The sequence below is a fragment of the Pseudomonas sp. LBUM1655 genome (assembly GCF_059716085.1).
The window spans coordinates 3643274-3670216 of the sequence record NZ_CP166801.1 but is presented as its reverse complement, the minus strand read 5'-3'; the positions used below and the strand labels follow the sequence as shown (position 1 = coordinate 3670216).

At 60.4% G+C, this 26943-nt stretch carries 24 protein-coding genes; 10 read left to right on the top strand and 14 right to left on the bottom strand.

Going from position 1 to position 26943, the window contains the following annotated elements:
• The 5 genes from ACA074_RS16320 to ACA074_RS16300 form a co-directional block, all read right to left on the bottom strand.
• On the bottom strand, positions 1-1098 hold the full coding sequence (locus tag ACA074_RS16320; RefSeq protein ID WP_401264451.1) for a polyamine ABC transporter substrate-binding protein: 1098 nt from the start codon (positions 1096-1098) through the stop codon (positions 1-3).
• A gap of 107 nt (positions 1099-1205) precedes the next feature.
• Positions 1206-2081, bottom strand: coding sequence for an ABC transporter permease subunit (locus ACA074_RS16315; protein WP_401264454.1), 876 nt, complete (start codon positions 2079-2081; stop codon positions 1206-1208).
• A complete protein-coding gene (locus ACA074_RS16310; protein ID WP_187680546.1) occupies positions 2078-2959 on the bottom strand; it encodes an ABC transporter permease subunit in 882 nt (293 codons plus the stop codon). The genes ACA074_RS16315 and ACA074_RS16310 overlap by 4 nt, the downstream gene beginning before the upstream one ends.
• A 29-nt stretch (positions 2960-2988) precedes the next feature.
• Complete coding sequence (gene potA, locus ACA074_RS16305) at positions 2989-4131, bottom strand: polyamine ABC transporter ATP-binding protein (protein ID WP_187680499.1); 1143 nt, start codon at positions 4129-4131, stop codon at positions 2989-2991.
• A 249-nt stretch (positions 4132-4380) separates the two neighbouring features.
• Positions 4381-5142 carry a gamma-glutamyl-gamma-aminobutyrate hydrolase family protein gene (locus tag ACA074_RS16300; protein WP_497677385.1) on the bottom strand — a complete coding sequence of 254 codons (762 nt, stop codon included), beginning with the start codon at positions 5140-5142 and terminating at the stop codon, positions 4381-4383.
• 282 nt (positions 5143-5424) lie between these two features.
• Between ACA074_RS16300 and ACA074_RS16295 the strand changes: the two genes are divergently transcribed.
• From ACA074_RS16295 to ACA074_RS16280, 4 genes are all read left to right on the top strand, one after another.
• Positions 5425-6801 (top strand): glutamine synthetase family protein, encoded by a 1377-nt coding sequence (locus ACA074_RS16295; RefSeq protein ID WP_047300717.1) that lies wholly within the window; start codon positions 5425-5427, stop codon positions 6799-6801.
• Positions 6802-7064: 263 nt separating this feature from the next.
• A complete protein-coding gene (locus ACA074_RS16290; protein ID WP_497677384.1) occupies positions 7065-8555 on the top strand; it encodes an aldehyde dehydrogenase in 1491 nt (496 codons plus the stop codon).
• A gap of 52 nt (positions 8556-8607) precedes the next feature.
• Positions 8608-9891 carry an NAD(P)/FAD-dependent oxidoreductase gene (locus ACA074_RS16285; RefSeq protein WP_497677383.1) on the top strand — a complete coding sequence of 428 codons (1284 nt, stop codon included), beginning with the start codon at positions 8608-8610 and terminating at the stop codon, positions 9889-9891.
• A gap of 368 nt (positions 9892-10259) precedes the next feature.
• On the top strand, positions 10260-10808 hold the full coding sequence (locus ACA074_RS16280) for a cupin domain-containing protein (RefSeq protein ID WP_497677382.1): 549 nt from the start codon (positions 10260-10262) through the stop codon (positions 10806-10808).
• 401 nt (positions 10809-11209) lie between these two features.
• On the opposite strand, the gene ACA074_RS16275 is transcribed toward ACA074_RS16280, so the two are convergent.
• On the bottom strand, positions 11210-11641 hold the full coding sequence (locus ACA074_RS16275) for a hypothetical protein (protein WP_497677381.1): 432 nt from the start codon (positions 11639-11641) through the stop codon (positions 11210-11212).
• A gap of 221 nt (positions 11642-11862) precedes the next feature.
• Between ACA074_RS16275 and ACA074_RS16270 the strand changes: the two genes are divergently transcribed.
• The 3 genes from ACA074_RS16270 (at position 11863) to ACA074_RS16260 (ending at position 14018) form a co-directional block, all read left to right on the top strand.
• On the top strand, positions 11863-12285 hold the full coding sequence (locus ACA074_RS16270; RefSeq protein ID WP_497677380.1) for an HD domain-containing protein: 423 nt from the start codon (positions 11863-11865) through the stop codon (positions 12283-12285).
• 141 nt (positions 12286-12426) lie between these two features.
• On the top strand, positions 12427-13446 hold the full coding sequence (locus tag ACA074_RS16265; RefSeq protein ID WP_497677379.1) for an AbrB family transcriptional regulator: 1020 nt from the start codon (positions 12427-12429) through the stop codon (positions 13444-13446).
• A gap of 125 nt (positions 13447-13571) precedes the next feature.
• The gene (locus ACA074_RS16260; protein WP_497677378.1) at positions 13572-14018 is read left to right on the top strand and encodes a hypothetical protein; all 447 of its coding nucleotides are present in this window, start codon (positions 13572-13574) and stop codon (positions 14016-14018) included.
• Here the strand turns inward: ACA074_RS16260 and ACA074_RS16255 are convergent.
• The 3 genes from ACA074_RS16255 to ACA074_RS16245 are packed head-to-tail and all read right to left on the bottom strand — an operon-like array spanning position 14003 to position 17682.
• The gene (locus ACA074_RS16255) at positions 14003-15028 is read right to left on the bottom strand and encodes a DUF2955 domain-containing protein (protein ID WP_497677377.1); all 1026 of its coding nucleotides are present in this window, start codon (positions 15026-15028) and stop codon (positions 14003-14005) included. The two genes, ACA074_RS16260 and ACA074_RS16255, sit on opposite strands and share 16 nt — an antisense overlap.
• A complete protein-coding gene (locus tag ACA074_RS16250; RefSeq protein ID WP_497677376.1) occupies positions 15018-16136 on the bottom strand; it encodes an HlyD family secretion protein in 1119 nt (372 codons plus the stop codon). Before ACA074_RS16250 ends, ACA074_RS16255 begins: the two co-directional genes overlap by 11 nt.
• Positions 16129-17682, bottom strand: coding sequence for an efflux transporter outer membrane subunit (locus ACA074_RS16245; protein WP_497677375.1), 1554 nt, complete (start codon positions 17680-17682; stop codon positions 16129-16131). The genes ACA074_RS16250 and ACA074_RS16245 overlap by 8 nt, the downstream gene beginning before the upstream one ends.
• A 118-nt stretch (positions 17683-17800) precedes the next feature.
• On the opposite strand from ACA074_RS16245, the gene ACA074_RS16240 reads away from it, so the two are divergent.
• The gene (locus tag ACA074_RS16240) at positions 17801-18319 is read left to right on the top strand and encodes a transporter suffix domain-containing protein (protein WP_497677374.1); all 519 of its coding nucleotides are present in this window, start codon (positions 17801-17803) and stop codon (positions 18317-18319) included.
• 37 nt (positions 18320-18356) lie between these two features.
• Here the strand turns inward: ACA074_RS16240 and ACA074_RS16235 are convergent, their stop codons facing one another.
• Entirely contained in the window at positions 18357-19133 is a 777-nt protein-coding gene (locus ACA074_RS16235) for an NAD(P)H-dependent oxidoreductase (RefSeq protein WP_401269417.1), read from the bottom strand.
• A gap of 85 nt (positions 19134-19218) precedes the next feature.
• Between ACA074_RS16235 and ACA074_RS16230 the strand changes: the two genes are divergently transcribed.
• Both ACA074_RS16230 and ACA074_RS16225 read left to right on the top strand, forming a co-directional pair.
• On the top strand, positions 19219-20112 hold the full coding sequence (locus tag ACA074_RS16230) for a LysR family transcriptional regulator (RefSeq protein ID WP_401269419.1): 894 nt from the start codon (positions 19219-19221) through the stop codon (positions 20110-20112).
• Between the two features lie 253 nt (positions 20113-20365).
• Positions 20366-21151, top strand: coding sequence for a DeoR/GlpR family DNA-binding transcription regulator (locus tag ACA074_RS16225; RefSeq protein ID WP_497677373.1), 786 nt, complete (start codon positions 20366-20368; stop codon positions 21149-21151).
• A gap of 104 nt (positions 21152-21255) precedes the next feature.
• On the opposite strand, the gene ACA074_RS16220 is transcribed toward ACA074_RS16225, so the two are convergent.
• The 4 genes from ACA074_RS16220 to ACA074_RS16205 form a co-directional block, all read right to left on the bottom strand.
• Positions 21256-22539: an NAD(P)/FAD-dependent oxidoreductase gene (locus ACA074_RS16220; protein WP_401269423.1), complete on the bottom strand. Its 1284-nt coding sequence runs from the start codon at positions 22537-22539 to the stop codon at positions 21256-21258.
• Positions 22540-22685: 146 nt separating this feature from the next.
• Positions 22686-24050: a glutamine synthetase family protein gene (locus ACA074_RS16215; RefSeq protein ID WP_187680516.1), complete on the bottom strand. Its 1365-nt coding sequence runs from the start codon at positions 24048-24050 to the stop codon at positions 22686-22688.
• Positions 24051-24589: 539 nt separating this feature from the next.
• Positions 24590-25933 (bottom strand): chromate efflux transporter, encoded by a 1344-nt coding sequence (gene chrA / locus ACA074_RS16210; RefSeq protein WP_497677372.1) that lies wholly within the window; start codon positions 25931-25933, stop codon positions 24590-24592.
• A 92-nt stretch (positions 25934-26025) separates the two neighbouring features.
• Entirely contained in the window at positions 26026-26925 is a 900-nt protein-coding gene (locus ACA074_RS16205; protein ID WP_497677371.1) for a bestrophin family protein, read from the bottom strand.
• Positions 26926-26943: the final 18 nt, after the last annotated feature.

Sequence of the window (26943 nt, the reverse complement as noted above, 5' to 3'; positions counted from 1 at the left end):
TCACTTGCCGAGCTTCACCCGGGTCCAGCCGCGGGTCATGATGCGCTGGGTCGCTATCGGCTGATCCGGCACCGCGTACAGCGTCGCCATCACCGCTTGCGACGGGTACGAGCCCGGGTCGTTGCGGATCGCTTCGTCCACCAGCGGCGTGGCCGCCGAGTTGGCGTTGCTGTAGCCGTTGCTGTTGGTGATCTCGGCGATGATGTCCGGACGCATCAGGAAGTCCATGAACAAGTACGCGTTGTCGACGTTCGCCGCATCGCGCGGGATCGCGACCATGTCGTAGAAGCTGCCGGCGCCTTCCTTCGGAATGCTGTAGTTGATCTTCACCTTGTTGCCCGATTCCACCGCGCGGGCCTTGGCCTGCAGCACGTCACCGGAGTAACCGACCGCCACGCAAATGTTGCCGTTGGCCAGGTCCGAGATGTACTTCGAGGAATGGAAGTACGCCACGGATGGGCGGATTTTCATGAACAGCGCTTCGGCTTCGAGGATGTGCGCCTTGTCCTTGTCGTTCACCGGATAACCCAGGTAGTGCAGGGCGGCCGGGAGCATTTCGGTCGGCGAATCGAGGAAGCTGATACCGCAGGCTTTCAGCTTTTCAGCGTTCTCGGGCTTGAACAGCAAGTCCCAGGAATTGGTCGGGGCATTGGCGCCGAGCACTTCCTTGACCTTGTCCGGGTTGAAACCGATACCGATCGAGCCCCACATGTACGGGAACGCGTGAGCGTTGTCCGGATCACTGGCGGCGGCGTTCTTCAGCAGCACCGGGTTGAGATTCTTCCAGTTCGGCAGCTTCGATTTGTCCAGCGGCTGATAGACGCCAGCCTTGATCTGCTTGGCCAGGAAACTGTTGGATGGCACGACGATGTCGTAGCCGGATTTGCCCGCCAGCAAGCGCGCCTCAAGGGTTTCGTTGCTGTCGAAGACGTCGTAGGTCACACGGATGCCGGTCTCGTCTTCGAACTTCTTGACGGTGTCCGGCGCGATGTAATCTGACCAGTTGTAAACACGCAGCACCTTGTCGTTGGCTTGGGCGCCCATGACCATTGCGCCCATTAAGGACAGTGTCAGCAGAGTCCTGCCAAGCATTTTCATCGGTACAACTCCATTCTTTTTATTCACATTACGCAAAGCCCCTCACCCTAACCCTCTCCCAGAGGGAGAGGGGACTGACCGAGGGGCTGATTCCAGTTCCTGCAGGGTTATGCGGTGGCGGCGCGTGGCGGTTGCTGCCACGACTCGTTCGCCGTCTGATCCATCGCGTCCTGAATCGCACGTTTGCGGTTGGCTTCTGCCTTGCGGCCGAAGTACCAGACGAGGAAGGTCACCAGCGACACCGCCAGCAAAATCAGGCTGGCCACGGCGTTGATCTCAGGCTTCACGCCCAGACGCACCGCCGAGAACACTTCCATCGGCAGCGTCGTCGAACCCGGGCCGGACACGAAGCTCGCCAACACCAGGTCATCCAGCGACAAGGCGAACGACATCATCCCGCCCGCCGCCAGCGACGGCGCGATCATCGGAATGGTGATCAGGAAAAACACCTTGAACGGCTTCGCCCCGAGATCCATCGCCGCTTCTTCGATCGACAGGTCCAGTTCACGCAGGCGGGCGGAGACTACCACCGCCACATAGGCTGCACAAAACGTGGTGTGGGCGATCCAGATCGTGACGATGCCACGCTCCTGCGGCCAGCCGATCAACTGCGCCATCGCCACGAACAGCAGCAACAGCGACAGACCGGTGATCACCTCAGGCATTACCAACGGCGCGGTGACCAGCCCACCAAACAGCGTGCGGCCCTTGAAGCGCGTTACGCGAGTCAGCACGAATGCCGCCAGCGTACCCAGCGCGACAGCGGCAATCGCGGTGTAGCAGGCGATTTCCAGCGAGCGCAGCACCGAGCCCATCAGTTGCGTGTTGTCGAGCAGCCCGACGTACCACTTCACCGACCAGCCGCCCCATACCGTCACCAGTTTCGAGGCGTTGAACGAGTAGATCACCAGGATCAGCATCGGCAGGTAGATAAACGCCAGGCCGAAGATCAGCATGAATTTTGCAAAACCGAAGCGTTTCATCCCCGTGCCTCCATCTCTTTGGCCTGGCTGCGGTTGAACAGCAGAATCGGCACAATCAGGATCAACAGCATCACCACCGCCAGGGCAGATGCCACCGGCCAGTCGCGGTTATTGAAGAACTCTTGCCACAGCACGCGACCGATCATCAGCGTCTCCGGGCCACCCAGCAGTTCCGGAATCACAAACTCACCGACCACCGGAATGAACACCAGCATGCAACCGGCAATAATGCCGTTCTTGGCCAGCGGCACGGTGATTTTCCAGAAGTTGTTGAAGTTGCTCGAACCCAGATCCGACGCGGCTTCCAGCAGGCTGCCGTCGTGCTTCACAAGGTTGGCGTATAGCGGCAACACCATGAACGGCAGGTAGGCGTAAACCACGCCGATATACACCGCCGTGTTGGTGTTGAGGATCTCGATCGGGTGATCGGTGAGCCCCGTCCACATCAGAAACCCGTTGAGCAAACCGTTGTTGCTGAGGATGCCCATCCACGCGTAAACGCGGATCAGGATCGCCGTCCAGGTCGGCATCATGATCAATAGCAGCAGGACGTTTTGCGTTTCCTTGCCGGTTTTGGTGATCGCGTAGGCCATCGGGAAACCGATCACCAGGCACATCAACGTGCTGAGTGCTGCGACCTTCAGTGAGCCGAGGTAGGCGGACAGATACAGCTCGTCTTCGCCGAGCATGGTGTAGTTGCCGATGTTCAGCAGCAGCTGGAATTTCTGTTCGGCATAGGTGTAGATCTCCGAGTACGGCGGGATCGACAGCGCGGCTTCCGAGAAACTGATCTTCATCACCAGAAAGAACGGCAGCATAAAGAACAGGAACAGCCAGATGAACGGAATGCCGATTACCAGTTTTCGTCCGCTGGGCACCAGGCGCAGGAATTGCTGATTGAAGGTTCTCATGAGCGCAGTACCACGCCGCTGTCGTCTTCCCACCAGACGTAGACCGTGTCGTCCCAGGTCGGTCGCGCGCCACGGCGTTCGGCGTTGGCCATGAACGACTGGACGATCTTGCCACCAGGCAATTGGACGTAAAACACCGAGTGGCCGCCAAGGTAGGCGATGTCATGCACTTTGCCTTCGGACCAGTTGTAGCGGGTCTCTGGCTTGATCGTGCTGACGAGCATTTTTTCCGGACGAATCGCGTAGGTGATCGACTTGTCCTGCACCGAGGTGCTGACGCCGTGGCCGACGTAAATCTTCTGCTGCAAGTCCGGGCTGTGGATGATCGCGTGACCTTCAAGGTCTTCCACCACGGTGCCGTCGAAAGCGTTCACGTTACCGATGAACTCGCAGACCATGCGGCTGACCGGCGCTTCATAGATGTCGACCGGGCTGCCGATCTGGGCGATCCAGCCCAGGTGCATGATCGCGATGCGCTCGGCCATGGTCATGGCTTCTTCCTGGTCATGGGTCACCATCACGCAGGTCACGCCGACGCGTTCGATGATCTCGACCAGTTCCAACTGCATCTGCGAACGCAGCTTTTTATCCAGCGCCCCCATCGGCTCATCGAGCAGCAGCAGCTTCGGACGCTTGGCCAAAGAGCGGGCGAGGGCGACGCGCTGGCGCTGACCGCCGGACAACTGATGCGGTTTGCGTTTGGCGTATTGGGTCATGTGCACCAGACGCAGCATTTCTTCGACGCGGGCGTCGATTTCGCTGGCCGGCAAACGGTCCTGCTTGAGGCCAAAGGCGATGTTCTGCGCGACGGTCATGTGTGGGAACAACGCGTAGGACTGGAACATCATGTTGATCGGCCGCTCATAGGGCGGCATGTCGGTGATGTCCACGCCGTCGAGCAGAATTCGCCCTTCAGTCGGGCGCTCGAAACCGGCGAGCATGCGCAGCAGGGTCGATTTGCCCGAACCGGAGCCGCCGAGCAGGGCAAAGATTTCACCCTGATGGATCTCCAGGGACACATCGTCCACGGCCGTGGTTTCGTCGAACTTCTTGGTCACGCGATCGACTTTCACCAGAACCTTTTTCGGTTGCTGATGACCTTCAAGAGCCTTCCTGTAAGTGCTGGAGGCGTTTGCCATGTGAAACTCCCAACAGATTTCAGTCGCCGGGCCAATGTGGCCTGGCTTAAGTGGATTGCAAGCCCAGGGCAACAATCCCCGTCACCACACGGCAGCGGATTGCCCATTACTTGTTCGGCGCCGCCATCCTGGCTGCCTGGGTCGTACTTGTTGTTATTACGGTTTGTTGTTTTCACGGATGACGGATGCGCACACGCACAGCCGCCGACCCCGTGGGGGCAGTCAACAGTTATTGAATCCTGGGTTGTGTCAGCGCTTGTTGCGTCGCGCGGCCCGTTGCCGGCAAGCCTCACCGAATGCCTGGAAAATCTTCAGGTAGTTCGGGTTGTCCAGCACCTGCCATTCCGGGTGCCATTGCACACCGAGGGCGAAGGTCGGGCTGTGCTCCACCGAGATCGCCTCGATCAGACCATCCGGCGCCACCGCTTCGGCGCGCAGGCCGGGAGCGAGGCGGTCGATGCCCTGACTGTGAATCGAGTTCACCTGGAACTCGCCCGGCAACTCCAGCGCTTCGAACACGCCGCCGCCAAGCACCGTGACGGCGTGAGCCGGTGCGTATTGCACAGCCACGTCCGGGCTGTCGGCTTCGCGGTGATCGAGCATGCCCGGCAGCTCATGCACCTTCTGATGCAGGCTGCCGCCGAAGGCCACGTTCATTTCCTGGAAGCCACGGCAAATGCCCAGCACCGGAACGCCCGCCGCAATGGCTGCACGCAATAAAGGAAGGGTGGTGGCATCCCGCGCCGGATCGTGATCCGTACCGGGAGCGCTGGCCGGGCCTTGATAGTGGAAAGGTTCCACATTCGAAGGAGAGCCGGTCAGCATCAGACCGTCGAGTTGACCGAGCAGGTCTTCGATTTCAGTCAGGTTGCCAAGGGAAGGAATGACCACCGGCAACCCCAGCGCCGCAACGCTGACAGCGCGAACGTACTTGTCGCCGCTGATGTGATAGGGGTGCAGGCCAATCTGTTTGATGCACGCTGTAACGCCGATCAATGGCTTGAATGCCATTTTTATTCACCTCGAAGTTTGACACTTGAACGAGCTTTTCCGGAGCTTAGCCTCGTTGATTTTAATTAACAACCGCCATGTAAAAAATTCTAAACGCCGCTCGTCAAATCGTCAGGGTTTCTGGGCGTCTGGCGCTCGTATTGGCACGCAAGTGTTAAAAAAAGCCCTAAAAATAAAGGCTGAGCGGCAAGCTGTTCGCTATTGACTTCACTTTGCCGTTCGGGTTGACTGGCTCGGCGAAACAGCAGTGAACATAATAATTAACAGCTAAATAGGTGCATCATGTCGGTCCCTCTGCGTACCGTTCAACTCAACGAAGCAAACGCATTCCTTAAGAAATATCCTGAGGTTTTGTACGTCGACCTTCTGATTGCGGATATGAACGGTGTGGTGCGCGGCAAGCGCATCGAACGCACCAGTCTTCATAAGGTTTACGAGAAAGGCATCAACCTGCCGGCCTCCCTCTTCGCCCTCGACATCAATGGCTCCACGGTGGAAAGCACTGGCCTGGGTCTGGACATCGGCGACGCCGACCGCATCTGCTACCCGATCCCCGGCACCCTGAGCATCGAGCCGTGGCAGAAGCGCCCAACCGCGCAATTGCTGATGACCATGCACGAACTTGAAGGCCAGCCGTTCTTTGCTGACCCGCGTGAAGTGTTGGCCAACGTCGTGCGCAAGTTCGATGAGATGGGCCTGACCATCTGCGCCGCGTTCGAACTGGAGTTCTACCTGATCGACCAGGACAACGTGAACGGCCGTCCGCAGTCGCCGCGTTCGCCGGTTTCGGGCAAGCGCCCGGTGTCGACTCAGGTCTACCTGATCGATGACCTCGACGAGTACGTCGACTGCCTGCAAGACATCCTCGAAGGCGCGAAAGAGCAGGGCATTCCGGCTGACGCCATCGTCAAGGAAAGCGCCCCGGCGCAGTTCGAAGTCAACCTGCATCACGTCTCCGATCCGATCAAGGCGTGCGACTACGCCGTCCTGCTCAAGCGTCTGGTGAAAAACATCGCCTACGACCACGAGATGGACACCACCTTTATGGCCAAGCCGTATCCGGGCCAGGCGGGCAACGGTCTGCACGTGCATATTTCGATTCTGGACAAAGAAGGCAACAACATCTTCGCCAGCGAGGATCCCGAGCAGAACGCCGCGCTGCGACACGCGATCGGCGGTGTGCTGGAGACCCTGCCTGCGCAAATGGCGTTCCTCTGCCCGAACGTCAACTCGTACCGTCGCTTCGGCGCACAGTTCTACGTGCCTAACTCGCCGAGCTGGGGCATCGACAACCGCACGGTTGCGGTACGTGTGCCAACCGGTTCCGCCGACGCCGTGCGTATCGAGCATCGCGTAGCCGGTGCTGACGCCAACCCGTACCTGCTGATGGCCTCGGTGCTGGCTGGTATTCACCATGGCCTGACCAACCAGATCGAACCGGGCGCGCCTGTCGAAGGCAACAGCTACGAGCAGAACGAGCAGAGCCTGCCGAACAACCTGCGCGACGCCCTGCGCGAGCTGGACGACAGCGAAGTCATGGCCCGCTACATCGACCCGCTGTACATCGACGTCTTCGTCGCGTGCAAGGAAAGCGAGCTGGCCGAGTTCGAAAACTCGATCTCTGACCTTGAGTACAACTGGTATCTGCATACGGTGTGATTGTTTGAGGGCCCCAAAAGCCCCTCACCCTAACCCTCTCCCAAAGGGAGAGGGGACTGACGGAGTTGTCTTGAGATATTCAGCGACCTGAACGATCCAGTCGATTATGGATTCGGCAAAGATTTTTCAGGTCGGCGGAGATTCTGAGCATCCCCCAATCGGTCCCCTCTCCCACCGGGAGAGGGCTAGGGTGAGGGCAGCCATCTCAAGCCAGACATCACAGCCAGACAACACCCCCAATTCCCCCTTGTCGAGCCACAACAATGACTACAACCCGCAACGACTGGGAACAACGCTTCCAGTCCCTGAGCATCGAATCCCGCGCCTTCATCAACGGCGAATACCGCCCTGCGATCAGCGGCGACACCTTCGAATGCCTGAGCCCCGTTGACGGCCGTTTCCTCGCCTCCGTGGCCAGCACCGATGAAGCCGACGCCAACCTCGCCGTTGAGGTCGCGCGCCAGTCTTTCGAATCCGGCGTGTGGGCGAAAAAAGCCCCGGCCGAGCGCAAGCGCATCCTGATCCGCTTCGCCGATCTGATCCTGCAAAACCAGGAAGAGCTGGCGCTGCTCGAAACCCTGGACATGGGTAAACCGATCAGCGATTCCATGAGCATCGACATCCCGGCGACCGCCAACGCGATCCGCTGGAGCGCCGAAGCCATCGACAAGATCTACGACGAAGTCGCCGCCACGCCGCACGACCAACTGGGTCTGGTTACTCGCGAACCGTCCGGTGTTGTCGCCGCGATCGTGCCGTGGAACTTCCCGCTGATCATGGCCAGCTGGAAGTTCGCTCCGGCGCTGGCGGCGGGCAACTCGTTCATCCTCAAGCCTTCGGAAAAGTCGCCGCTGACTGCCATCCGCATCGCTCAGTTGGCGTTGGATGCAGGCATTCCGAAAGGCGTGTTCAACGTTTTGCCAGGCTTCGGCCACACCGTCGGCAAAGCGCTGGCGTTGCATATGGACGTCGACGTGCTGGCCTTCACCGGCTCCACGGCGATTGCCAAGCAACTGATGATTTATGCCGGCCAAAGCAACATGAAGCGCGTCTGGCTCGAAGCAGGGGGCAAGAGCCCTAACGTCGTATTCGCCGACGCACCGGACTTGCGCGCGGCAGCACAAGCGGCGGCCGGCGCCATTGCCTTCAATCAGGGCGAAGTCTGCACTGCCGGTTCGCGCCTGCTGGTCGAGCGTTCGATCCGCGAGCAATTCATCCCGATGCTGGTGGAAGCGCTGCAAGCGTGGAAACCCGGTCACGCCCTCGACCCGGCCACCACTGTCGGCGCCGTGGTCGATCAGCGTCAACTCGACAACGTGCTGCGCTACATCAGCATCGGTCGCGAGCAGGGCGCCGAGCTGATCGCCGGCGGCAAACGCACCCTCGAAGAAACCGGTGGCTTGTACGTCGAGCCGGCGCTGTTCGACGGCGTGACCAACGCCATGACCATCGCCCAGGAAGAAATCTTCGGCCCGGTCCTGTCGCTGATCACCTTCGACACCGCTGAAGAAGCACTGCAAATCGCCAACGACAGCATCTTCGGTCTCGCCGCCGGGGTCTGGACCAGCAACCTGAGCAAGGCGCACACCTTCGCCCGAGGCCTGCGCGCCGGCAGCGTGTGGGTCAACCAATACGACGGCGGCGACATGACGGCGCCGTTTGGTGGCTTCAAACAGTCGGGCAACGGTCGCGACAAGTCGCTGCACGCGTTCGACAAGTACACCGAGCTGAAAGCGACCTGGATCAAGCTCTGATTTTTCTAAAGCGGTGGTCGCCTTCAATGGGCGACCCTCGGAGAACAATAAAATGAAACAACAACACGTCAACAGCTACTACGCCGCCACCCGCAACGAAGTCATCGACTTCCCGGTTCTGGAAGAAGCGGTGGATTGCGATGTCTGCATCATCGGCGCCGGCTACACCGGCCTGTCCTCGGCACTGTTTCTCAGCGAGGCCGGCTATAAAGTGACCGTGCTGGAAGCGGCGAAAGTCGGCTACGGCGCCAGCGGTCGCAATGGCGGTCAACTGGTCAACTCCTACAGCCGCGACGTCGATGTGATCGAAGAGCGCTACGGCGACAAGACCGCAGAAATCCTCGGCAGCATGATCTTCGAAGGCGCCGACATCATTCGTTCGCGCATCAAGGACTACGACATCAAATGCGACTACCGCCCGGGCGGCATCTTCGCAGCGATGAACAAAAAGCAGCTCAACGGCCTGGCCGAACAGAAGCGCAACTGGGAACGCTACGGCAACCACAACCTGAAGATGCTCGATGCGGCGGACATTCGTCGCGAAGTCGGCTCCGACGCCTACGTCGGCGGCCTCCTCGACCTGCAGGGCGGCCACGTTCACCCACTGAACCTGGCCCTCGGTGAAGCCGCCGCCATCGTGCGTCTGGGCGGCAAGATCTATGAACAATCCGCCGCCGTGGAAATCACCTACGGCGAGCCAAACGTTGTGCGTACCGCCAAAGGCCTGGTGCGCGCCAAGTACCTGCTGATCGCCGGCAACGCCTACCTGCCGCAAGGCCTCGACAACCGCGTGACCGCGAAAAGCATGCCGTGCGGCTCACAGATCGTCGTCACCGAACCGTTGACCGAAAAACAGGCGCGCAGCCTGATCACCAACAACTACTGCGTCGAAGACTGTAACTATCTGCTCGATTACTACCGCCTCACTGCCGACAACCGACTGCTCTACGGCGGCGGCGTGGTCTACGGCGCCCGTGAACCGGACGACATCGAACAGCTGATCCGCCCGAAGATCCTCAAGACCTTCCCGCAGCTCAAAGACGTGAAAATCGACTACCGCTGGACCGGCAACTTCCTGCTGACCATGTCACGCATGCCGCAATTCGGCCGCATCGAGAAAAACGCCTACTACATGCAAGGCTACAGCGGCCACGGCGTCACCTGCTCGCACCTGGCTGGCAAACTGATCTCGGAAATGATCCGCGGCGACGCCGAACGCTTCAACGCCTTCGCCTCCCTGCCACACATGCCAATGCTCGGCGGCCGCACCTTCTCCGCACCGCTGACAGCCCTCGGCGCGGTCTACTACTCCCTGCGCGACCGCTTCGGCCTCTAAGTTAGCAATGTTCAAAATGTGGGAGCTGGCTTGCCAGCGATGACGGCCTGACAACCTCCACAAAGCCAACTGACACAAAAGAGATCCAACTGTGGGAGCGAGCCTGCTCGCGAAGAGGTCATTCAGCCAACATCGCCGTCGTCTGACACACCGCTTTCGCGAGCAGGCTCGCTCCCACAGTGACTCTACTACCAAGGCAGGAAAGACTTTTCCCCCACCATCCATCGAACCTGCTGAGCTACACCATCAAACGTGATTTAATAGCCGCCTTTCACGGTTCCGGGACACGGGAGCAACGTGATCCGCGCCCCGGCGCGTCACCCGCCACCCACCCCCATTACCCTTAAGTACCTCAACATAAGGCAGTCATGGATACGGGTTCTCGACTCAAACTAGTACGCGAAAGCTACAAACTCTCCCAGCGCGAGCTGGCCCGGCGTAGCGGTGTGACCAATGCCACCATCTCCCTGATCGAACAGAATCGCGTCAGCCCCTCCGTCAGCTCCCTGAAAAAGCTGCTCGAAGGCATCCCGATGTCCCTGGCCGACTTCTTCACCTTCGACCAGCCGCCACGCGAACACCAATACGTCTTCCGCGCCAACGAACAACCGGATCTTGGCCGCCATGGCCTGCGCCTGCTGCTGATCGGCGCCTCCGTGCCGAGCCGGCAGATGCGCTTGCTGCGCGAGCAATACGCACCGGGCGCGAGCTCCGGGGAAGAGCCGATTGTGCATGCGGAAGGTGAGGAGTGTGGGCTTGTTACCCGTGGCACTGTCGAGTTGACCGTGGATGGCTCGGTGAGTGTTTTGAATGCGGGGGATGGGTATTACTTTCCTTCCACGCTGCCGCATAAGTTCCGGAATATCGGGGCGGATGAGGCTGAGATTATTAGTGCGAATACGCCGGCGAATTTTTGATAATGCCCCGTGGCCGATATTGGCGACTGGTTACTGCCGGGGTTGTCGAGTTTAGGCAATAAACAAGTGTGGTGGCGGAAATACACTGTGGCGAGGGGATTTATCCCCGATCGGCGACGCAGTCGTCGTAATCCGGGGCGTGCGGGGTGTCTGGAGAAATGAACTCGCCGGGTTGGGGCCGCTTCGCAGCCCATCGGGGATGAATCCCCTCGCCACAAGGGGTGTTTTCCTACGAGTTTTTCAGACTTCAAATTCGGTCGATCTCAAGTCATGGCTTTGTATGTTTGGTACAAGGGCCGCTTCGCAGCCCAGCGGGAGCAAGCTCCCTCGCCACGGTGATTGCATCGATATTTAAAAAGGGACACCCAGCGGTGTCCCTTTTTATGTGCGCTAAACAGCCGTTACTTCGCCTTCCAATGCCCACCCCCACTTTCACAATCAATCTTCGCCTGCCCCAGATTCTCCGCGCCGTAGTAATACGTGGTCACCTGCGCGCCGTCCGGGATGTTCAACGCCTTGGCGTTTTTATCCTTGCTGGTGGAGTGCGGGTTGGCCAGGGATTCCTGGGTGAGGGTGGCGATGCAAGTGGCCTGGTAATGGTCGTCGCACTGTTGGACCTTTTTCTTGACGGCGTTGACCATGTCTTTGCTTTCGTTGCTGCACGACCAGTCGATGGAATTGACGGGCACACCCTCATATTCGTAGCAACTGTGGCTGGAGACGGTGGGCACGGAGGCGCTGGAGGAGCGGGTTTCGACGTCGCAGCCTTCGGCCATGACGCAGGTGGGGATGACGCTGAAAGTGGCGATCAGAAGCAGGAATCGAATGTTCATCGGGCTTTCCTCTTCAATGGCGCCGGTTCTGATCAATGAGTGGGCGCTTATGGTTTCGAGATAGCGCAGGGGAAGGAGGTTCAATCAGGTTTTTGATTTGCGCTGTTCGCGTAGACTGAGAAACAATCGGACACATCTAGCGCCCCAAGGATTGGAATATTGCCCATGATTGAAATCTGTAGCCGCAATGGCACATCCGTTTCGCGCATTCGGAGACTTCCATGACGCAAACACTGGAACGCGCAATCGCCATCGCCGCCACTGCGCACGCGGGGCAGGTGGACAAGGGCGGGGCGCCGTACATTTTGCATCCGCTGAAAGTGATGTTGCGCATGACCACGCTGGAGGAACGCATCGTCGCGGTGCTGCACGATGTGGTCGAGGATTGCGATATCAGCCTGGATGACTTGCGCAAAGAGGGCTTCAGCGAAGAGGTGCTGACGGCCATTGCCTCGGTGACCAAAGTGCCGGGCGAGTCCTATGAGGATTTCGTCGAGCGCGCGGCGCAAAACCCGATCGGCCGGGTCGTGAAACTGGCGGATCTGGAAGAGAACAGCGACCTGTCGCGGATCGCCTCGCCGAGTTGGGAGGATCTGGAACGAGTCGAAAAATACCGTCGCGCAATCGGTCGGTTGCGCTCATAAAAATGGACACGCCCCTGTAGGAGCTGCCGAAGGCTGCGATCTTTTGATCTTGTTTTTTAGATTCAAAGTCAAAAGATCGCAGCCTGCGGCAGCTCCTACACGGGATCGTGTCGGGTCAGTTGAATAGCCAGGAAGGCGAATATGAAATCCATTCTATGTTTGTTGATCGCCGCCGGTTTTGGAGCTGTGTTGCAGTCTCTCGGTGTACCTCATGGGTTGCTGCTGGGGTCGATCCTTGTCACGGCGTTCGTCGTCACTAAATCCGGTTTTGCACCCGCGACACCTTATGGTTTGGGCTACATCCAGGTCACGCTGGGCATCGCCACCGGGCTGATGTTCGAAGCGTGGGACAGTGCGACGGCGTCGACGATGTTGCCGAGTCTCGGCGTGTTGCTGCTGTGCTTGACGGTGCAGATTGCCTTGGCCGGATGGTGGCTGACGCGCGGGGCAGGGTGGAACCGCACGGACGCGCTACTCGCGGTGTATCCGGGGGCGCTGGCGGCGGTGTTTGATTTGCTTGAGTCGGAGAAGGCGTCGAGCAAGGTAATCATCGTGCACCTGATGCGGTTGCTGTTGATCACGGTGTTGGTGAGCTTTTTGATTCCGGGGCAGGTGTCGGTTGCTGCTGTTGATAGCGATCCGTTGACCACCGGCATGGCGTTGACGGTTTTCTCGGTAATCGGCTTGAGCGTCGTCCTCGGTCGATTGCTGCTGCTAATCGGCGTGCCGGCGCCATTTATGCTCACGGCGATCATCATCACCGCAGTCTTTGTAAAAGCAGGCTGGCTGCAGGGCTTTCACATGCCGGACTGGAGTTTGAATCTGGCAGCCCTGGTTCTCGGCGTACGGATTGGATCGCGGTTTAAGGGTTTGGGCCTCAAGGAATTGGGGCTGCATGGTCGTACGGCGCTGGTGTCGGTCGGGTTGATGATTGTGGTGGCGGCGGCATTTGCCGAAGGGGCGGCGCGATGGTTGGGCAGCGATCCGCTGTCTCTGTGGCTGGCGTACATGCCGGGGGCGATCGAGACGATTGCGATTGTCGCGTTTGCCGGCGGGCTGAATGTGGTGTTTATCCTCACTCACCACTTGGCGCGGATGGTGCTGCTGCATTTTGCGCCGGCGTTGTTGGTGCAGGTGCGGCGGGTGCGGGAAGAGTCCTGATTACACATCATCCGTCGCGGTGAGGGAGTTTGCTCCTTCACCGCTTAAATGAGTTTGTCACTGGTGAACTACACTATTTGATTACCCCGCATCACAGCCAACGCCAGGCCCCGCCGGAGGTAATCATGAACCGTTTGTCGTCCACCGTTCTCTTGATCGCTGCTCTTTGCGCCACGCAAGCCGATGCGCAAACCATCGTCCCGCTCAAGGGCCAGACTTCGCAACAAACCCAGATCGACATGAACGACTGCCATTCGGTCGCCGCCAGTTCCACCACTTCAACCCCGCAAACCGGTGGTCGCCTGAGGGGCGCTGCCGTCGGTGCTGCGGCCGGTGCAACAGCGGCTGAGGTGCGCGGTCGCCAGCACGACGAGTTTTATGATGCGGTCGACGATGATCGCAAGCAGGATTACCGGCAGAACCGCGCCGGGCAATCGGCTGCCGCCGGCGCGGTGGTAGGTGGTGCGCGACAGCGTCAGGATCGACGTGCGCAGAGCAAGACTGATGCAGCAGCCAGTTCCAGTGCTTACACCGGGTGTCTGCAAGGGCGCGGCTATCAGGTCACGCCTTGACGGCTGGGTTTGTGCGCTTCGAGCAGGCGCATCATCAACGCGCTGTAGAGCGTCACCAGAATGAACAGACCCATGCGCACGGCGAAGGCGCTGTAGACGTCTTTGCCGGCGGCGCTGTCCTGCACCGATTGGCCGAGCAGGATGATCATCGTCACCAAGGTGTTGAGCCAGAAGCCGGGGCTGAAGGTTGTCGGGCTGAGGCGATAGAGTTTGCGCGCCAGCCACAGCCCGAACAGCAGCGTCCACAGAAAGAACATCCACACATGCACGAACAGGCTCAAGCCACACCAGAGCAGCACGGCCAGCAAGCCTCCGAGCAGGGTCGAGCCGAGCAGTTCGCGGCCGGCGTGATGGGTGTGGGGCGTGGAGCTTTGCTGGCCGAGGCTGACGGCTTTGAGGATGATCGGCAGGTAACTGGCCGGGTCGCTCAGGGCCAGTAGAAACGTCGGCATGACGATCAGGGTGGCGCGCAGAGCCACACGCGGGACTTCATCGGCGGGTAAGGCGGGCGGCTTCGGCGGGACGGGGCTGTCGGGCCGTTCTGGAAACAGTGTATGGCTGATGCCCACCACCGCGACCGCCAGCAACAGGCCTTTGACCAGCGCGCCGATCACCGCCATCGCGAGATCGAATTCGGCAAATCCGGCGGCAGAAATCATGGTCATGCCGATCACCAGAAAGGTCACGATCAACGGGTTACCGCCGCGCAGGCCAAAGCGAAACACCACAAACAAACCGAGCCCAATCAACAACACACCACTCACCGGGTAATAGCGCAGCAACGGCACCAGCAGCAGGCCGATGCTCGTTGTCAGCGCGGCAACCAGTGCCAACACTATCGCGCCTTTGAGCGGTAATGGCCTTGGCAGACTGGCCAGCAACAACACCGCCAGCACGGGCGAAATAAACGCCAGCGGAAGCGCCAGCGCATAACTGGCGGCGGTGCACAGCGCGGTGCCGAACGCCAGGCGCAAGGCCCGCTGCGCCGGGACGCTGCGTTCAGTAGGCATACGACAGCCAGCTCATCAGGCCGACAAACAGCCGCCCCAACGGGTTGAGCGGATTACCTTCGCTGGGGAAAGCCATGACTTCAGCCTGGCCGCCGGCACGGATCGCGCGACTGTCGACGAGGCGTTTCTTCGCCTCTTCCGTGAACTCGATGATCACCGGAAAACGCTGCGCCGGACGCAACCAGTCGCGGCTGTTTTGGATGCTTGGCAGCGTACCCGGCGCCGGGGTCTGGCCGACGCTGACACCATAGCCGACGCTGCGCACCCGGCCGTCGAGGACTTCGCCGGGCAGCGCATCCAAAACGATCGAAACCGGCGTTCCGGGTTGCACGCGGCCGAGGTTGTTTTCCGTGAGGTCGGCGCTGATCCACACGTCATGAATCGCGATCAAGGTCATCAGCGGACTACCGGCGGCGGTGAACTGGCCGACGTCGGTGCGCAGATCAGTGATCAACCCGGCCGAGCGTGCGCCGATGCGGGTGTTGGCCAGATCCAGCTCGGCTTTGGCCAGTGCCGAGGCGGCGCTGCGTAACTGCGCGTTGGTGTCGGTATTGCCACCTTCCTGTTCCTGCGCCCGTTGCACTTCGGCGCGGGCGGCGGCAACTTGGGCGACCGCTTGTTCACGGTTGGCTCGCGACACCTCAAGAAGGCGAACGGAGACCGTGCCGGGATCTTGTTTGTACAAACCCTCGAGGCGCTGATTGTCCTGTCGTGCCTTGAGTTCGTTGGCTTGCGCGGCCCTTAAGGAAGCCTGTGCCGAGGCGATTCCGGCGGTGCTCGCGCCCACCTGACGTCGGGTCGATTCCAGATCGGCTTTTGCTCGATCGACGGCGATTTGCAGCGGCTGTGGATCAAGTTCGAAGAGGGTGTCGCCCGCTTTCACATCCTGGTTGTTGCGCACGTTGACCCGGATTACCCGACCCGCAACTTCCGCCGCCACCGGAATCACGAACGCACCGACCCGCGCCTGCTGGGTGTAGGGCGTGTAGCGGTCGGCGAGCAGATACCAGGCCAGGCTCAGTACGATCAGCAGTAGCACCCAGCGGATGCCTTTTTTCGCTGCGTCGGGCCGGGCAGGGGCAGGAGCGGGCGTCGTGTTTTCAGTCATGGCGGCTTTCCTGCGATGGAAGGGGATACGCCGGTTGGGCGGGTGGCGCGGTGAGCAAATCGCCCCAATCGGTGCGTTGTTGCATCTGTTGTCGGGTCGGCTCGTCGATCTGCGGCGCGTTGCTCTGCCAGCCGCCTCCGACGGATTTGTACAGAGCGATCAGATTGCTCACGGCGTTGCTGCGGCTGACCAGATAGTTGTCCTGTAACTCCAGCAGCGCACGTTGGGCGTCGAGCACTCGCTGAAAGTCCGAATAACCTTCGCGGTATTGCGTGTTGGCCAGCACCAGCGAACGCCGCGCTGCGCCTTCGGCCTCACGCAAAATGCGTTCGCGTCCCAGCGCCTTGCTCAAGCCACTGGCGGCGTCGTCAGCCTCGCGCGCGGCTTGCCGAACCTTGTCGCGATAGGCTTCGATCAGTTGCTGCAAGCGTGCGTCCTGCACCCGTACGTTATTGCGGATGCGGCCGTAATCGAAGATGTTCCAGCGCAGGCTCGGGCCGCCAATCAGGTCGAGGCTGCGTGGGGTGGCACCGAGGGAATCAGTCGACCAGACGATGCTGCCGAGCAAGGTCAGCGACGGGTACAGATCAGTCTCGGCAACACCGACCAGCGCCGATTGCGCGGCGACATTCAGCTCCGCCGCGCGCACGTCCGGGCGGCGCAGCAGCAGGTTGGCCGGGACGTCTTGCAGCACGGCGCGATCCAGCAAAGGAATCAGCCCGGTTTGTTCGGCCAGCATCGCCGCGCCACCGGGCGGCTGGCCGACGAGCACCGCCAGGGCATTGCGCGTGCGCAGCAATTGGTCTTCGAATGCCGGAATGCTGCTCAGCGTGCCTAGGTATTGGGTTTTCGCCTGTTGCAGGTCGAGTTCGGCGCTCTGGCCGCTGGTGAAAAGCTTTTCGGTGATCTCGAAATTGCGTTTTTGCTGGACGGCGTTTTCCCGGGCGACGCGCAGTCGTGCTTCGGTGGTGCGCAGGGAAAAATAGGTGTCGGCGACTTGCGCGCGCAGCAGTACAAGGGCGTCTTCGTAGTTGGCCTGAGCGGCGAAGTAGCTGGCATCGGACGATTCGATGGCGCGACTGAAGCGCCCCCAGAAATCCAGCTCCCAACCGATATCGAACGCGGCGCTGTGTTGCCAGAAGTGCAGATCCTGCGGGTTGCTGCCACCGGACTGGTGGCGGTCGATGTAGAGGCTGTCGACCCCGACCTGTTGCAGTTGCGGGTAGCGGCCGCTTTCGGCGATGCCCAGTTGGGCGCGGGCTTCGAGCACCCGCAGGCCGGCGATTTTCAGGCTGCTGTTATGTGCATCCGCTTCGGCAATCAGGCGATCCAGCACCGGGTCGGCGAATACCTGCCACCACTGGCGCAGGTCTGGCTGGGCCGCACGTTCGCTGGCCTGCTCCAGCGCTGCGCTGTTCCACTGCTTGCTCCATGCTTCGGCCGGCGGCTGGAAATCCGGCCCCAGACGCACACAGCCGCTGAAGCTCAGCGCGCCGAGCAACAACAGGTGACCGGGCCGCGTCAGCAGGGCTGTCGGTGCAGGCATTGCGTGTGTCCCCAATCGCCAATATCACTGGAGCATAGACCGCGAATTGCAGGTTGTTCGGGCGAATCTGCTGCTACGCTTTTCAGGCACGGCATCCCGCCAAAACAGGTACGAAACCATGGACACTGCCCAAGATCCGGTAACGCCGACCACCACCGCCAACTGGCGCTTCAAGGTCGGTGTGGCGATCATCTGCCTGATGCTCGGTTCGTGGCTGATGGTGCCACTGGCCGCCGCCCTTGATGTGCCCGGCTCGAAAGTGGCGGCGCTGACCGGTGTGCTGTTTATCAGTAACAAAGTGCTGTTGCTGCTGGTGATCGCGGTAATGGGCAAGGCCGGATTCGCCGAGCTCAAGCGCAAGATCGGCGGTTATGTCTCGGGAATGATTCCGACACCGGTCGACGAGGTCGGGCCGCTGCGGCACAGGATCGGCGTGGTGATGTTTTGTCTGCCGTTGCTTGTCTCGTTTCTGGAACCGTATTTCGATAACTTCTGGCCGGGGTTGCGGCCCAATTTGTGGCAGATGCAATTGCTTGGGGATCTGATGTTTGTTGGCAGTTTCTTTGTACTGGGCGGTAACTTCTGGGAGAAGGCCCATGCGTTGTTTGTGCGTAAGGCTCGGGTGGTATCGCCTTGAGATACGGTGAAGGAGCTTGCTCCTTCACCTTTCTCCGCTAAATGAGGTGTGCGGCAAAGCCCTGCTTACCGGGCGCAACATCATCCTTCAACGTCAACCCCGGAATCTCGTAATCCCCCGCATTCTGCTGCCTGAACGCAATCGGCCGGGCACTCCACAACTCATCCAGTCGGCGCCCCAGTTCATCCGTTGTCTCGGTAAACCGGGCGTCGTCCATGCGGCTGGTGCGATAGACAAGGAAGGGGGGCAGCACGTCAAAACCGGGGTAATGCAGAACTCCGTGCTGAATCGGGAACAACAGGTCATCCATCGGCCCATTGATCCCGCGCGGGCTGTAATGCGATTCCCAGCCACCAGTGGTGACCATCAACATCGCCCGTTTGCCTTTCATTTTCCCTTCGCCATAACGCTCGCCCCAACGGCTGTCGGAGTGTTCGCCAACGCCATAGGCAAACCCGTAGGCGTAGACGCGTTCGACCCAGCCCTTGAGGATCGCCGGCATCGTGAACCACCACAGCGGGAATTGCAGAATCAGCGCATCGGCCCACAGCAGTTTTTCCTGCTCGCGGGCGATGTCGGCGGCTTGCGTGCCTTGGGCGTAGGCGAGTTTCGAGTCAAGGGAGGCGTGGAACGGTTTGCTGTTATCACGCTGTGGGGCGTCGTCGGCATCGAGGATGGCTTTCCAGTTCATCGCGTAAAGGTCGGAGACTTGCACGTTGTGGCCGGCGGCTTCGAGGCGCTGAACGGTGAAGTCCTTGAGCGCGCCGTTGAGGGAGGTGGGTTCGGGGTGGGCGTAGACCAGTAGTACATTCATTTTTAAAGCTCCGTGGCTGAGTGGGAGCAGGATCAGCGCTCCACAGGTATATTGGAAATGAATGTCTGATATGTCTGGTATAGCCATGAATAATTTGAGACGGCTGGATATCAATCTGCTGTTGACCCTCGATGTGCTGCTGTCCGAGCACAACGTCACCCGCGCGGCGCAACGGCTGAACCTGTCGCAGCCCTCGGTGAGCGTCCATTTGGCCAAGCTTCGCGACATCTTCGGCGATCCGCTGTTGCTCCCTGGCCCGCGGGGTATGCGCCCGACGGCGCGAGCCGATGAGTTGCGTGAGCCTTTGCGCGAGGCGCTGGAAGCACTGGAACGGGCGGTGGCCCCGGCCACTGTGTTCGACCCCGCACTGGCGACCCAGACCTGGAGAGTCGCGGCAACCGACTACGGTGAATCGACCATTCTTCTGCCGGCGCTGAGCAGTTTACGTGCGCAGGCACCGGGCACTCGGCTGGCGGTTATCGACCTGATGCCAGCGCAATTGGTCAAGCAAGCGGAGCAGGGCGTGTTCGATCTGGCGCTGCACATCACCGAAGACGCGCCGCTGGACCTGCATCAACGCGTGCTGTTTAGCGAGCGTTACGTGTTGGCCGGGCGTCTCGGGCATCCCGGTTTGACGGGTAAACCGAGCTGCGATGAGTTCTGCGCACTGGAACATGTGCTGGTGTCGCGAGAGGGCGGGAGCTTTTTCGGGGTGACTGACAAGGTGCTGGCCGACGTGGGGCTGTCGCGCAAAGTGGTGCTGTCGGTGCCGCACTTTCTGATGGTGATGTCGGTGCTGGCGAGCACCGATCTGGTGGCGATGCTGCCGTCACGGCTGGTGCGGGGCAACTCGGCATTGCAAGTGGTCGAGGCACCGCTGCAGGTGCCGGGCTACGAAATGGCGATGTTCTGGGACGAGCGACTTCACCGTGATCCCGCGCACAAGTGGTTTCGCGAGCATCTGGCGGCGTCGGTTTAATGCCTCAGGCGTGGCCCAAAGCGATCGCGAAAGACACGACGATCATGCAAGCAAACGCGAAATTGAGATTCATAAGGTGGTCATCCTGAGCCTGTTGAGAGTGGGGCCATTCTGAACAGGCTGAATGCAAAGGAAAAATTCGGCTTTGTGATTCCAATGATCGAAACAATTGATATCCGCCGATTTGTGTTTACCCGAGGCTTTCGCTAGTCTCGGCGAAAACCTGCAACTACAAGCATAAACAGGCAGAACCATGCACGATCATTCGGTCACCGAACTTCCCTCCCTGCGCCGGCAGAAAATCCTCCTGATTCTTGAACGTGACGGCAAGGTCATGGCCTCCGAGTTGAGCCAGCATTTCGCCGTGTCCGAGGACACCATCCGCCGCGACCTCGCCGAGCTGGATAGCGCCGGCCTGGTGCAGCGGGTACACGGCGGCGCGTTGCCGAGGCCGAAAGACACTGGCAAGGATTACTTCACCCGCATCAGTGAGACCGACGAGGTGAAAACCCGCCTGGCGCAACTCGCCGCCGGGCGGGTGAAGGATGGCCAGATCGTGCTGTTCGATTCCGGCACTACCACGTTGCAGATCGCGCGTTCTTTGCCAGCGGATATCAAGATCACAGCGGTGACCACGTCGCCGATGACCGCCATCACCCTCGCCGAATACAAGGGCATCAAGGTAATCCTGGCGGGTGGGCAGTTGAACCTGGCGACGATGTCGGTCAGCGGCCACGAGACCGTGCGCCTGCTGCAAAGCATCAAGGCTGATCTGCTGTTTACCGGGGTGTGTGCGATTCATCCGGAGGTGGGGTTGAGTTCGCTGTATTTCGATGAGGTGCCGGTGAAGCAGGCATTGTTCGAGAGCGCCGCGCAGGTGATCGCGGTGACCACGGCGGACAAGTTGGGCGCGGTGGAGCCGTTTGTGGTGGCGCCGTGCACGCGGGTGCATACGTTGATTACCGAGCGGCACCTGGCGTCGGGGAGTGTCGAGGATTATCAACGGTTGGGGATTGAGGTGGAGCAGTTGCCTGACTGAGATTTGTATAGCGGCTTAGGGCCTCATCGCGAGCAGGCTCACTCCTACAAGGGGAATGCATTCCAACTGTAGGAGTGAGCCTGCTCGCGATGGGTGCAGTCCAGTCAACGCAACTTTTCAAGCATCTGGTAGTACCACATCCCCGCCGCCAGTAACGGATTGCCCAGCAAATCCCCCATTGGCACGCGAATGTGCTGGCACGCCGCAAACGTATCGAACTGCTCCATCTGCCCGGTGATCGCCCGACTCATGATTTCGCCCATGATGTGGGTAGAGGCGATGCCGTGCCCGGAGTAACCCTGGCAGTACCAGACATTGTCCGAAAGCTTGCCCAGTTGCGGGATGCGGTTGATCACGATGCCCATCGCGCAGCTCCACTGGTAGTCGATCTGCACGCCTTTGAGCGCCGGGAAAGTCTGCTCGATGCACGGGCGCAGTTCGGCGGCGATGTCGCGCGAGTCCTTGCCGCTGTAGTTGGCGCCGCCGCCGAACAACAAGCGGCCGTCGGCGGTGAGGCGGTAGTAATCGAGGACGAAACGGCAGTCGTACACCGCCAGATCTTCAGGGTTGATCTGCCGCGCCAGATCGCCGAGCGGGGCAGTGGTGACGATGCCGCCCATGGCCGGAAAAATCTTGCCCTTGAGCTGGCCCGGTTCGAGTTTGTGATAGACGTCGCCGGCGAGCATCACCTGATTGGCGTCGATCTGGCCGTGGGCGGTTCTGACCCCAGGCGTATCGCCGTGAATGATCTCCAGCACTTCGCTGTTTTCGAAGATCAGCGCACCCAGACTTTCCGCCGCTCGCGCTTCGCCGATGCACAGATTGAGCGGGTGCAGGTGCATGTTGCGGGTGTTCTTGATCGCGCCATGGTAGAGGTCGCTTTGCAGCAGGTCACGCACCTGGCTGCGGTCGAGCAGGCTGACTTCATCACCCAGTCCGCGTCGCACGGCTTCTTCGTAATCGCTGCGCAGATCGGTCATGTGGCTGGGTTTGTAGGCGGCGTGCAGGTGACCGTGTTTGAGGTCACAGGCGATGCCGTATTTCTCGACGCGCTGTTTGATGATCTCGTGCCCGCGCCAGCGCAGATGCCAGATGAAATCGTCGACCTCATCACCCAGTTTCGGGCGCATCTGTTTGCGCATCGCGCCATCGCCAGAGAGGCTGCCGGTGACCTGGCCGCCATTGCGCCCGGTGGCGCCCCAGCCGATTTTGTTGCTCTCGACGATGGCGACTTTCAGGCCTTTTTCGGCGAGTTCGACAGCGGTGGCGACGCCGGTGAAACCGCCGCCGATGATCACCACATCGACTTTGTGCCGGCCTTGCAGGGTCGGGTAGTCGGTGTCCTGGTTGAGGGTGGCGGTGTAGTAGGAATTGCAGCGATTGGTCATGTCAGTGTCCACACAAAATTCGAGTTCGGTACGCGGTCCCTTGTGGGAGCGAGCCTGCTCGCGAAAGCGGTTCGTCAGTCACCCAAATGTTGAATGTGACGACGCCTTCGCGAGCAGGCTCGCTCCCACAGGGGAGATGTGAGTATTCAGGCTTCAGTCAGATACCAGCGCCAATCCTGCTCACCCACTTCAGCCATGAACTGCCGGTACTCAGCGCGCTTCACCGCCAGATAAACCCCAAGAAACTCCTGCCCCAACGCATCCCGTGCCCAACTTGAATTTTCCAGCGCCTGCAGCGAAGTCAGCCAATCGGTCGGCAGTAATTCCTTCGCTTGCGCATAGCCGTTGCCCTCGACCGGTGCGCCCGGATCAAGGTTTTCGCGAATGCCGCGATGAATGCCGGCAAGGATCGCCGCTGCCGCCAGATACGGGTTGGCGTCGGCGCCGCAGATACGGTGTTCGATGTGTCGGGTGTTGGCCGGGCCGCCGGGCACGCGCAGGCTGACGGTGCGGTTGTCGACGCCCCAGGTCGGCGCCAGTGGCGCATAGCTGTTGGCCTGAAAACGGCGATAAGAGTTGGCATTCGGGCAGAACAGCAGCAGCGAATCGAGCAAGGACGCGAGCATCCCGCCAATCGCCGTGCGCAGCAGCGGGGTACCGGCCGGGTCTTCGGAGGCGAACAAGTTACGGCCTTCGGCATCGGCGAGGCTGACGTGCATGTGCATGCCGGTGCCGGCCAAATCATCGAACGGCTTGGCCATGAATGTCGCTTGCATGCCGTGCTTGTGCGCCACGGCTTTGACCAGGCGCTTGTAGCGCACCGCTTGATCCATCGCCTCCAGCGCATCGCCATGTTCGAGGGTGATTTCTACCTGACCCGGCGCGTATTCCGAGATCGCCGTGCGCGCCGGAATGCCGTGCAGTTTGCAGGCGCCGTAAAGGTCGGCAAGGAACGGTTCGATCTGCTCCAGTTCACGCAAACCGTAGACCTGGGTGTGTCGCGGTCGCCCGCCGTCAGCATCCAGCGCCGGTTGCGGGCGGCCGTTGTGATCGCGTTTGGCGTCGAGCAAATAGAACTCCAGCTCGCAAGCCATCACCGGGTAATAACCCTCGGCTTTGAGCGCGTCGACCACCTTGATCAACAGGTGGCGCGGGTCGGCGATGCTCGCCGGCATGCCCTCGGTGGGGTGCATGCTGACCTGCACCGCAGCGGTCGGAATCTGCCGCCATGGCAGGCGTACCAGACTGCCTTCCAATGGATAGGCGCGGCAGTCGATATCGCCGACATCCCAGACCAGACCGGAGTTCTCGACGTCCTCACCCTGTACGGTCAGACCGAGAATAGTGCTGGGCAGCGGGCGGCCGCTTTCATACACGGCGAGCAGTTCTTCACGGTGCAACAGCTTGCCGCGCGGTACGCCGTTGGCATCGAGGATGAACAGTTCGATCATGTCGATATCGGGGTTCTGTTCAAGGAACAGGCGTGCGTCTTCAATGGCTGCGAATTTCATAATCAATCACTCACGGTGGCGCCGCACAGGCGCGCAGATTCGGGCCGGACGCGATGGATGGCGTCCTGGCAGGGATTTCAAAAAGGTCTTCAGTCAGTCAGACGCGACGATGAACCTGTGGCGAGGGGATTTATCCCCGATGGGGCGCGAAGCGGCCCCCAAAAGGCGTGACTGCTACGCAGTCCATCGGGGATAAATCCCCTCGCCACAGGCCATCATCCAGTTTGTGTTGTTGACTGACGGTAATCAGGAAATCAGCAGGCGATATCCGGCGGGCGTGCGGAGTGACGCAGCTTGGAACGGCGCAGGGCCATGGGGAGATTGACGATGCGATTCATGCGCGGCCTCTTTGACAGAGGGCGCACACAGCGGAGACGTTCAACGATTTTGGTTGTTGTAGTGACGTACTCATGACGCGTGTTTCCGTTGGCGGAAAACTTCGGTGGCGGGACTGACCCGCCGACCGGTGTGCCCGGATAGTAAGGGGCATTCCTCGGGCGTGTAAACGATTGATTGCGCATCGGCGATGCGACGGTTGTTTAGCGCAACAGGTGAAAGCCCAGCCCGACAAGGGCGCAAACGATCAACACTTCAATCACACCACGTTTGAAAACGAACAGCGCCAGTGCCGCCAGGACTGCCAGCGCTATCGAAAAAACATCCGGTTGCCCGACGAAACCGCTCGGCCAGAACACGTGATACGCGAAAAAACACGCGAGGTTGAGAATCACCCCGACCACTGCTGCCGTGATCGCGGTCAGCGGCGCAGTGAACTTCAGTTCATTGTGAGTCGATTCCACCAACGGCCCGCCGGCGAGAATGAACAGAAACGAAGGCAGAAAGGTGAACCACGTCACCAGCGTCGCTGCCATTGCGCCGGCGGCGAACGCATGTTCCGCGCCGAATACCGGTTGCACATAACCGCCGATGAAACCGACAAACGCCACCACCATGATCAACGGCCCCGGGGTGGTTTCGCCAAGCGCCAGGCCGTCGATCATCTGCGTCGGCGTCAACCAGCCGTAATGCCCCACCGCGCCCTGATAGACATAGGGCAACACCGCATAGGCCCCTCCAAAAGTCAGTAATGCGGCTTTGGTGAAGAACCAGCCCATCTGCGTGAAAGTGCCGTCCCAGCCGAACAACGCCGTCAGCAAGGCCATGGGCAAACACCACAGCGCCGCGCCGACCAATGCCAGCCGCGAGAGCCGCGACAGACTGAATCGAGCGTGTTCGGGCGTCGGGGTGTCGTCATCAATCAACGCCGGGCCAAAGGATTTTTCACTGCTGCGCTGGCCGCCGTTATCGAACCGCTGCGGCGCCAGACGCCCACCGAGATAACCGATCAACGCGGCGCCGAGCACGATCAGCGGGAACGGCACATTGAACGCAAAAATCGCCACGAACGAGGCCCCGGCAATCGCCCAGAGCCAGCCATTCTTCAAGGCCCGCGAGCCGATGCGATGCGCCGCGTGCAGCACAATCGCCGTCACCGCCGGTTTGATCCCGTAAAACACCCCGGCCACCGCCGGCACGTCACCGTAGGCGATGTACAGCCATGACAGCGCAATCAGGATAAACAGCGACGGCAGCACAAACAGCACGCCCGCAATCACGCCGCCCCAGGTGCGATGCAACAACCAGCCGATGTAGGTCGCCAGTTGTTGAGCCTCGGGGCCGGGCAGCAACATGCAGTAGTTGAGGGCGTGGAGAAAACGTCGTTCGGAGATCCAGCGGCGGCGTTCGACCAACTCCTGATGCATGATCGCGATTTGCCCGGCGGGGCCGCCGAAACCGATACAGCCGAGCTTGAGCCAGAAGCGCCAGGCCTGACGCAGGGTGACGGGATCGGGGCGGGGAAGATCCTGCGGCGGTGTACTCAAGTGCGGCTCCTGAGTCGAATTCTGGCGGAGCGGCTATCTAATCAGGCTTTTGTTAAATCCAATAGTGCTCAGACAAGGCTGTGACTGGCCGATCAACTCAGGACGTAATCGACGGGCGTCAACGCCGGTGGCAGTTGCGCAACACCCAGTTCAGCCAGAATGTCGCGCTCGATCGTGCGGACCAGGGCATCGGTTGGCAGGTCGTTTTCATCGCGGCCGAATGGGTCTTCCAACTCATCGGCAATCGCATCCAGACCGAAAAAGGTGTAACTGACAATCGCGGTGAACAGCGGCGTCAGCCAGCCCAGTGGCTCGGCCATGGCGAACGGTAACAGGATGCAGAACAGGTAAATCGTGCGATGTAGCAGCAAGGTATAGGGGAAGGGCAGCGGCGTATTCTTGATCCGCTCGCACACGGCTTGAGCTTGCGTGAGGCTGGTCAGGTGATTGGCCAGCAGCATGTAGCGCCATTCGCTTAATGCGCCGGCCTGTTGCAGATCGGAGCATTGTTCGCCGATCCGGTGCAGGATCTGTGCGCTGTAGTCGGGCACCTGAGCGTCGGGTTTCGGGTCGACCCACGCGCCGCTGGCCGCCGCCTCGTCTTCACGCCGCAGTCGCGCGTTGAGGGCGTGGGCGAAGCCGCACAGATTGAGCAGCAGCGGCCGGCGTTGCTCCGATTCGCGGATGATGTGGGTTTCGCGAATGATCGAGCGCACATGGACGATCACTTCGCCCCAGGCCTTGCGCGCTTCGTACCAGCGGTCATAGCAGGCGTTGTTACGAAAACTCATGAAGATCGACAGCGACAAGCCCAGCAGCGTGAAGGGCGTGGCGTTGACCTTGGTGAAGCTGCTGGGATAGAGGATTTCCACCAGCACAATCGCCGACGCCAGCAGGGTGACCATCAGGGTGCGCAAGGCGATTCGCTTGGCAATCGAACCCTTGAGGGTAAAAAGTATGGCGAACTGACTGACCTTGGGTCTGATGATCATGCTGGGTGATCCCGATTA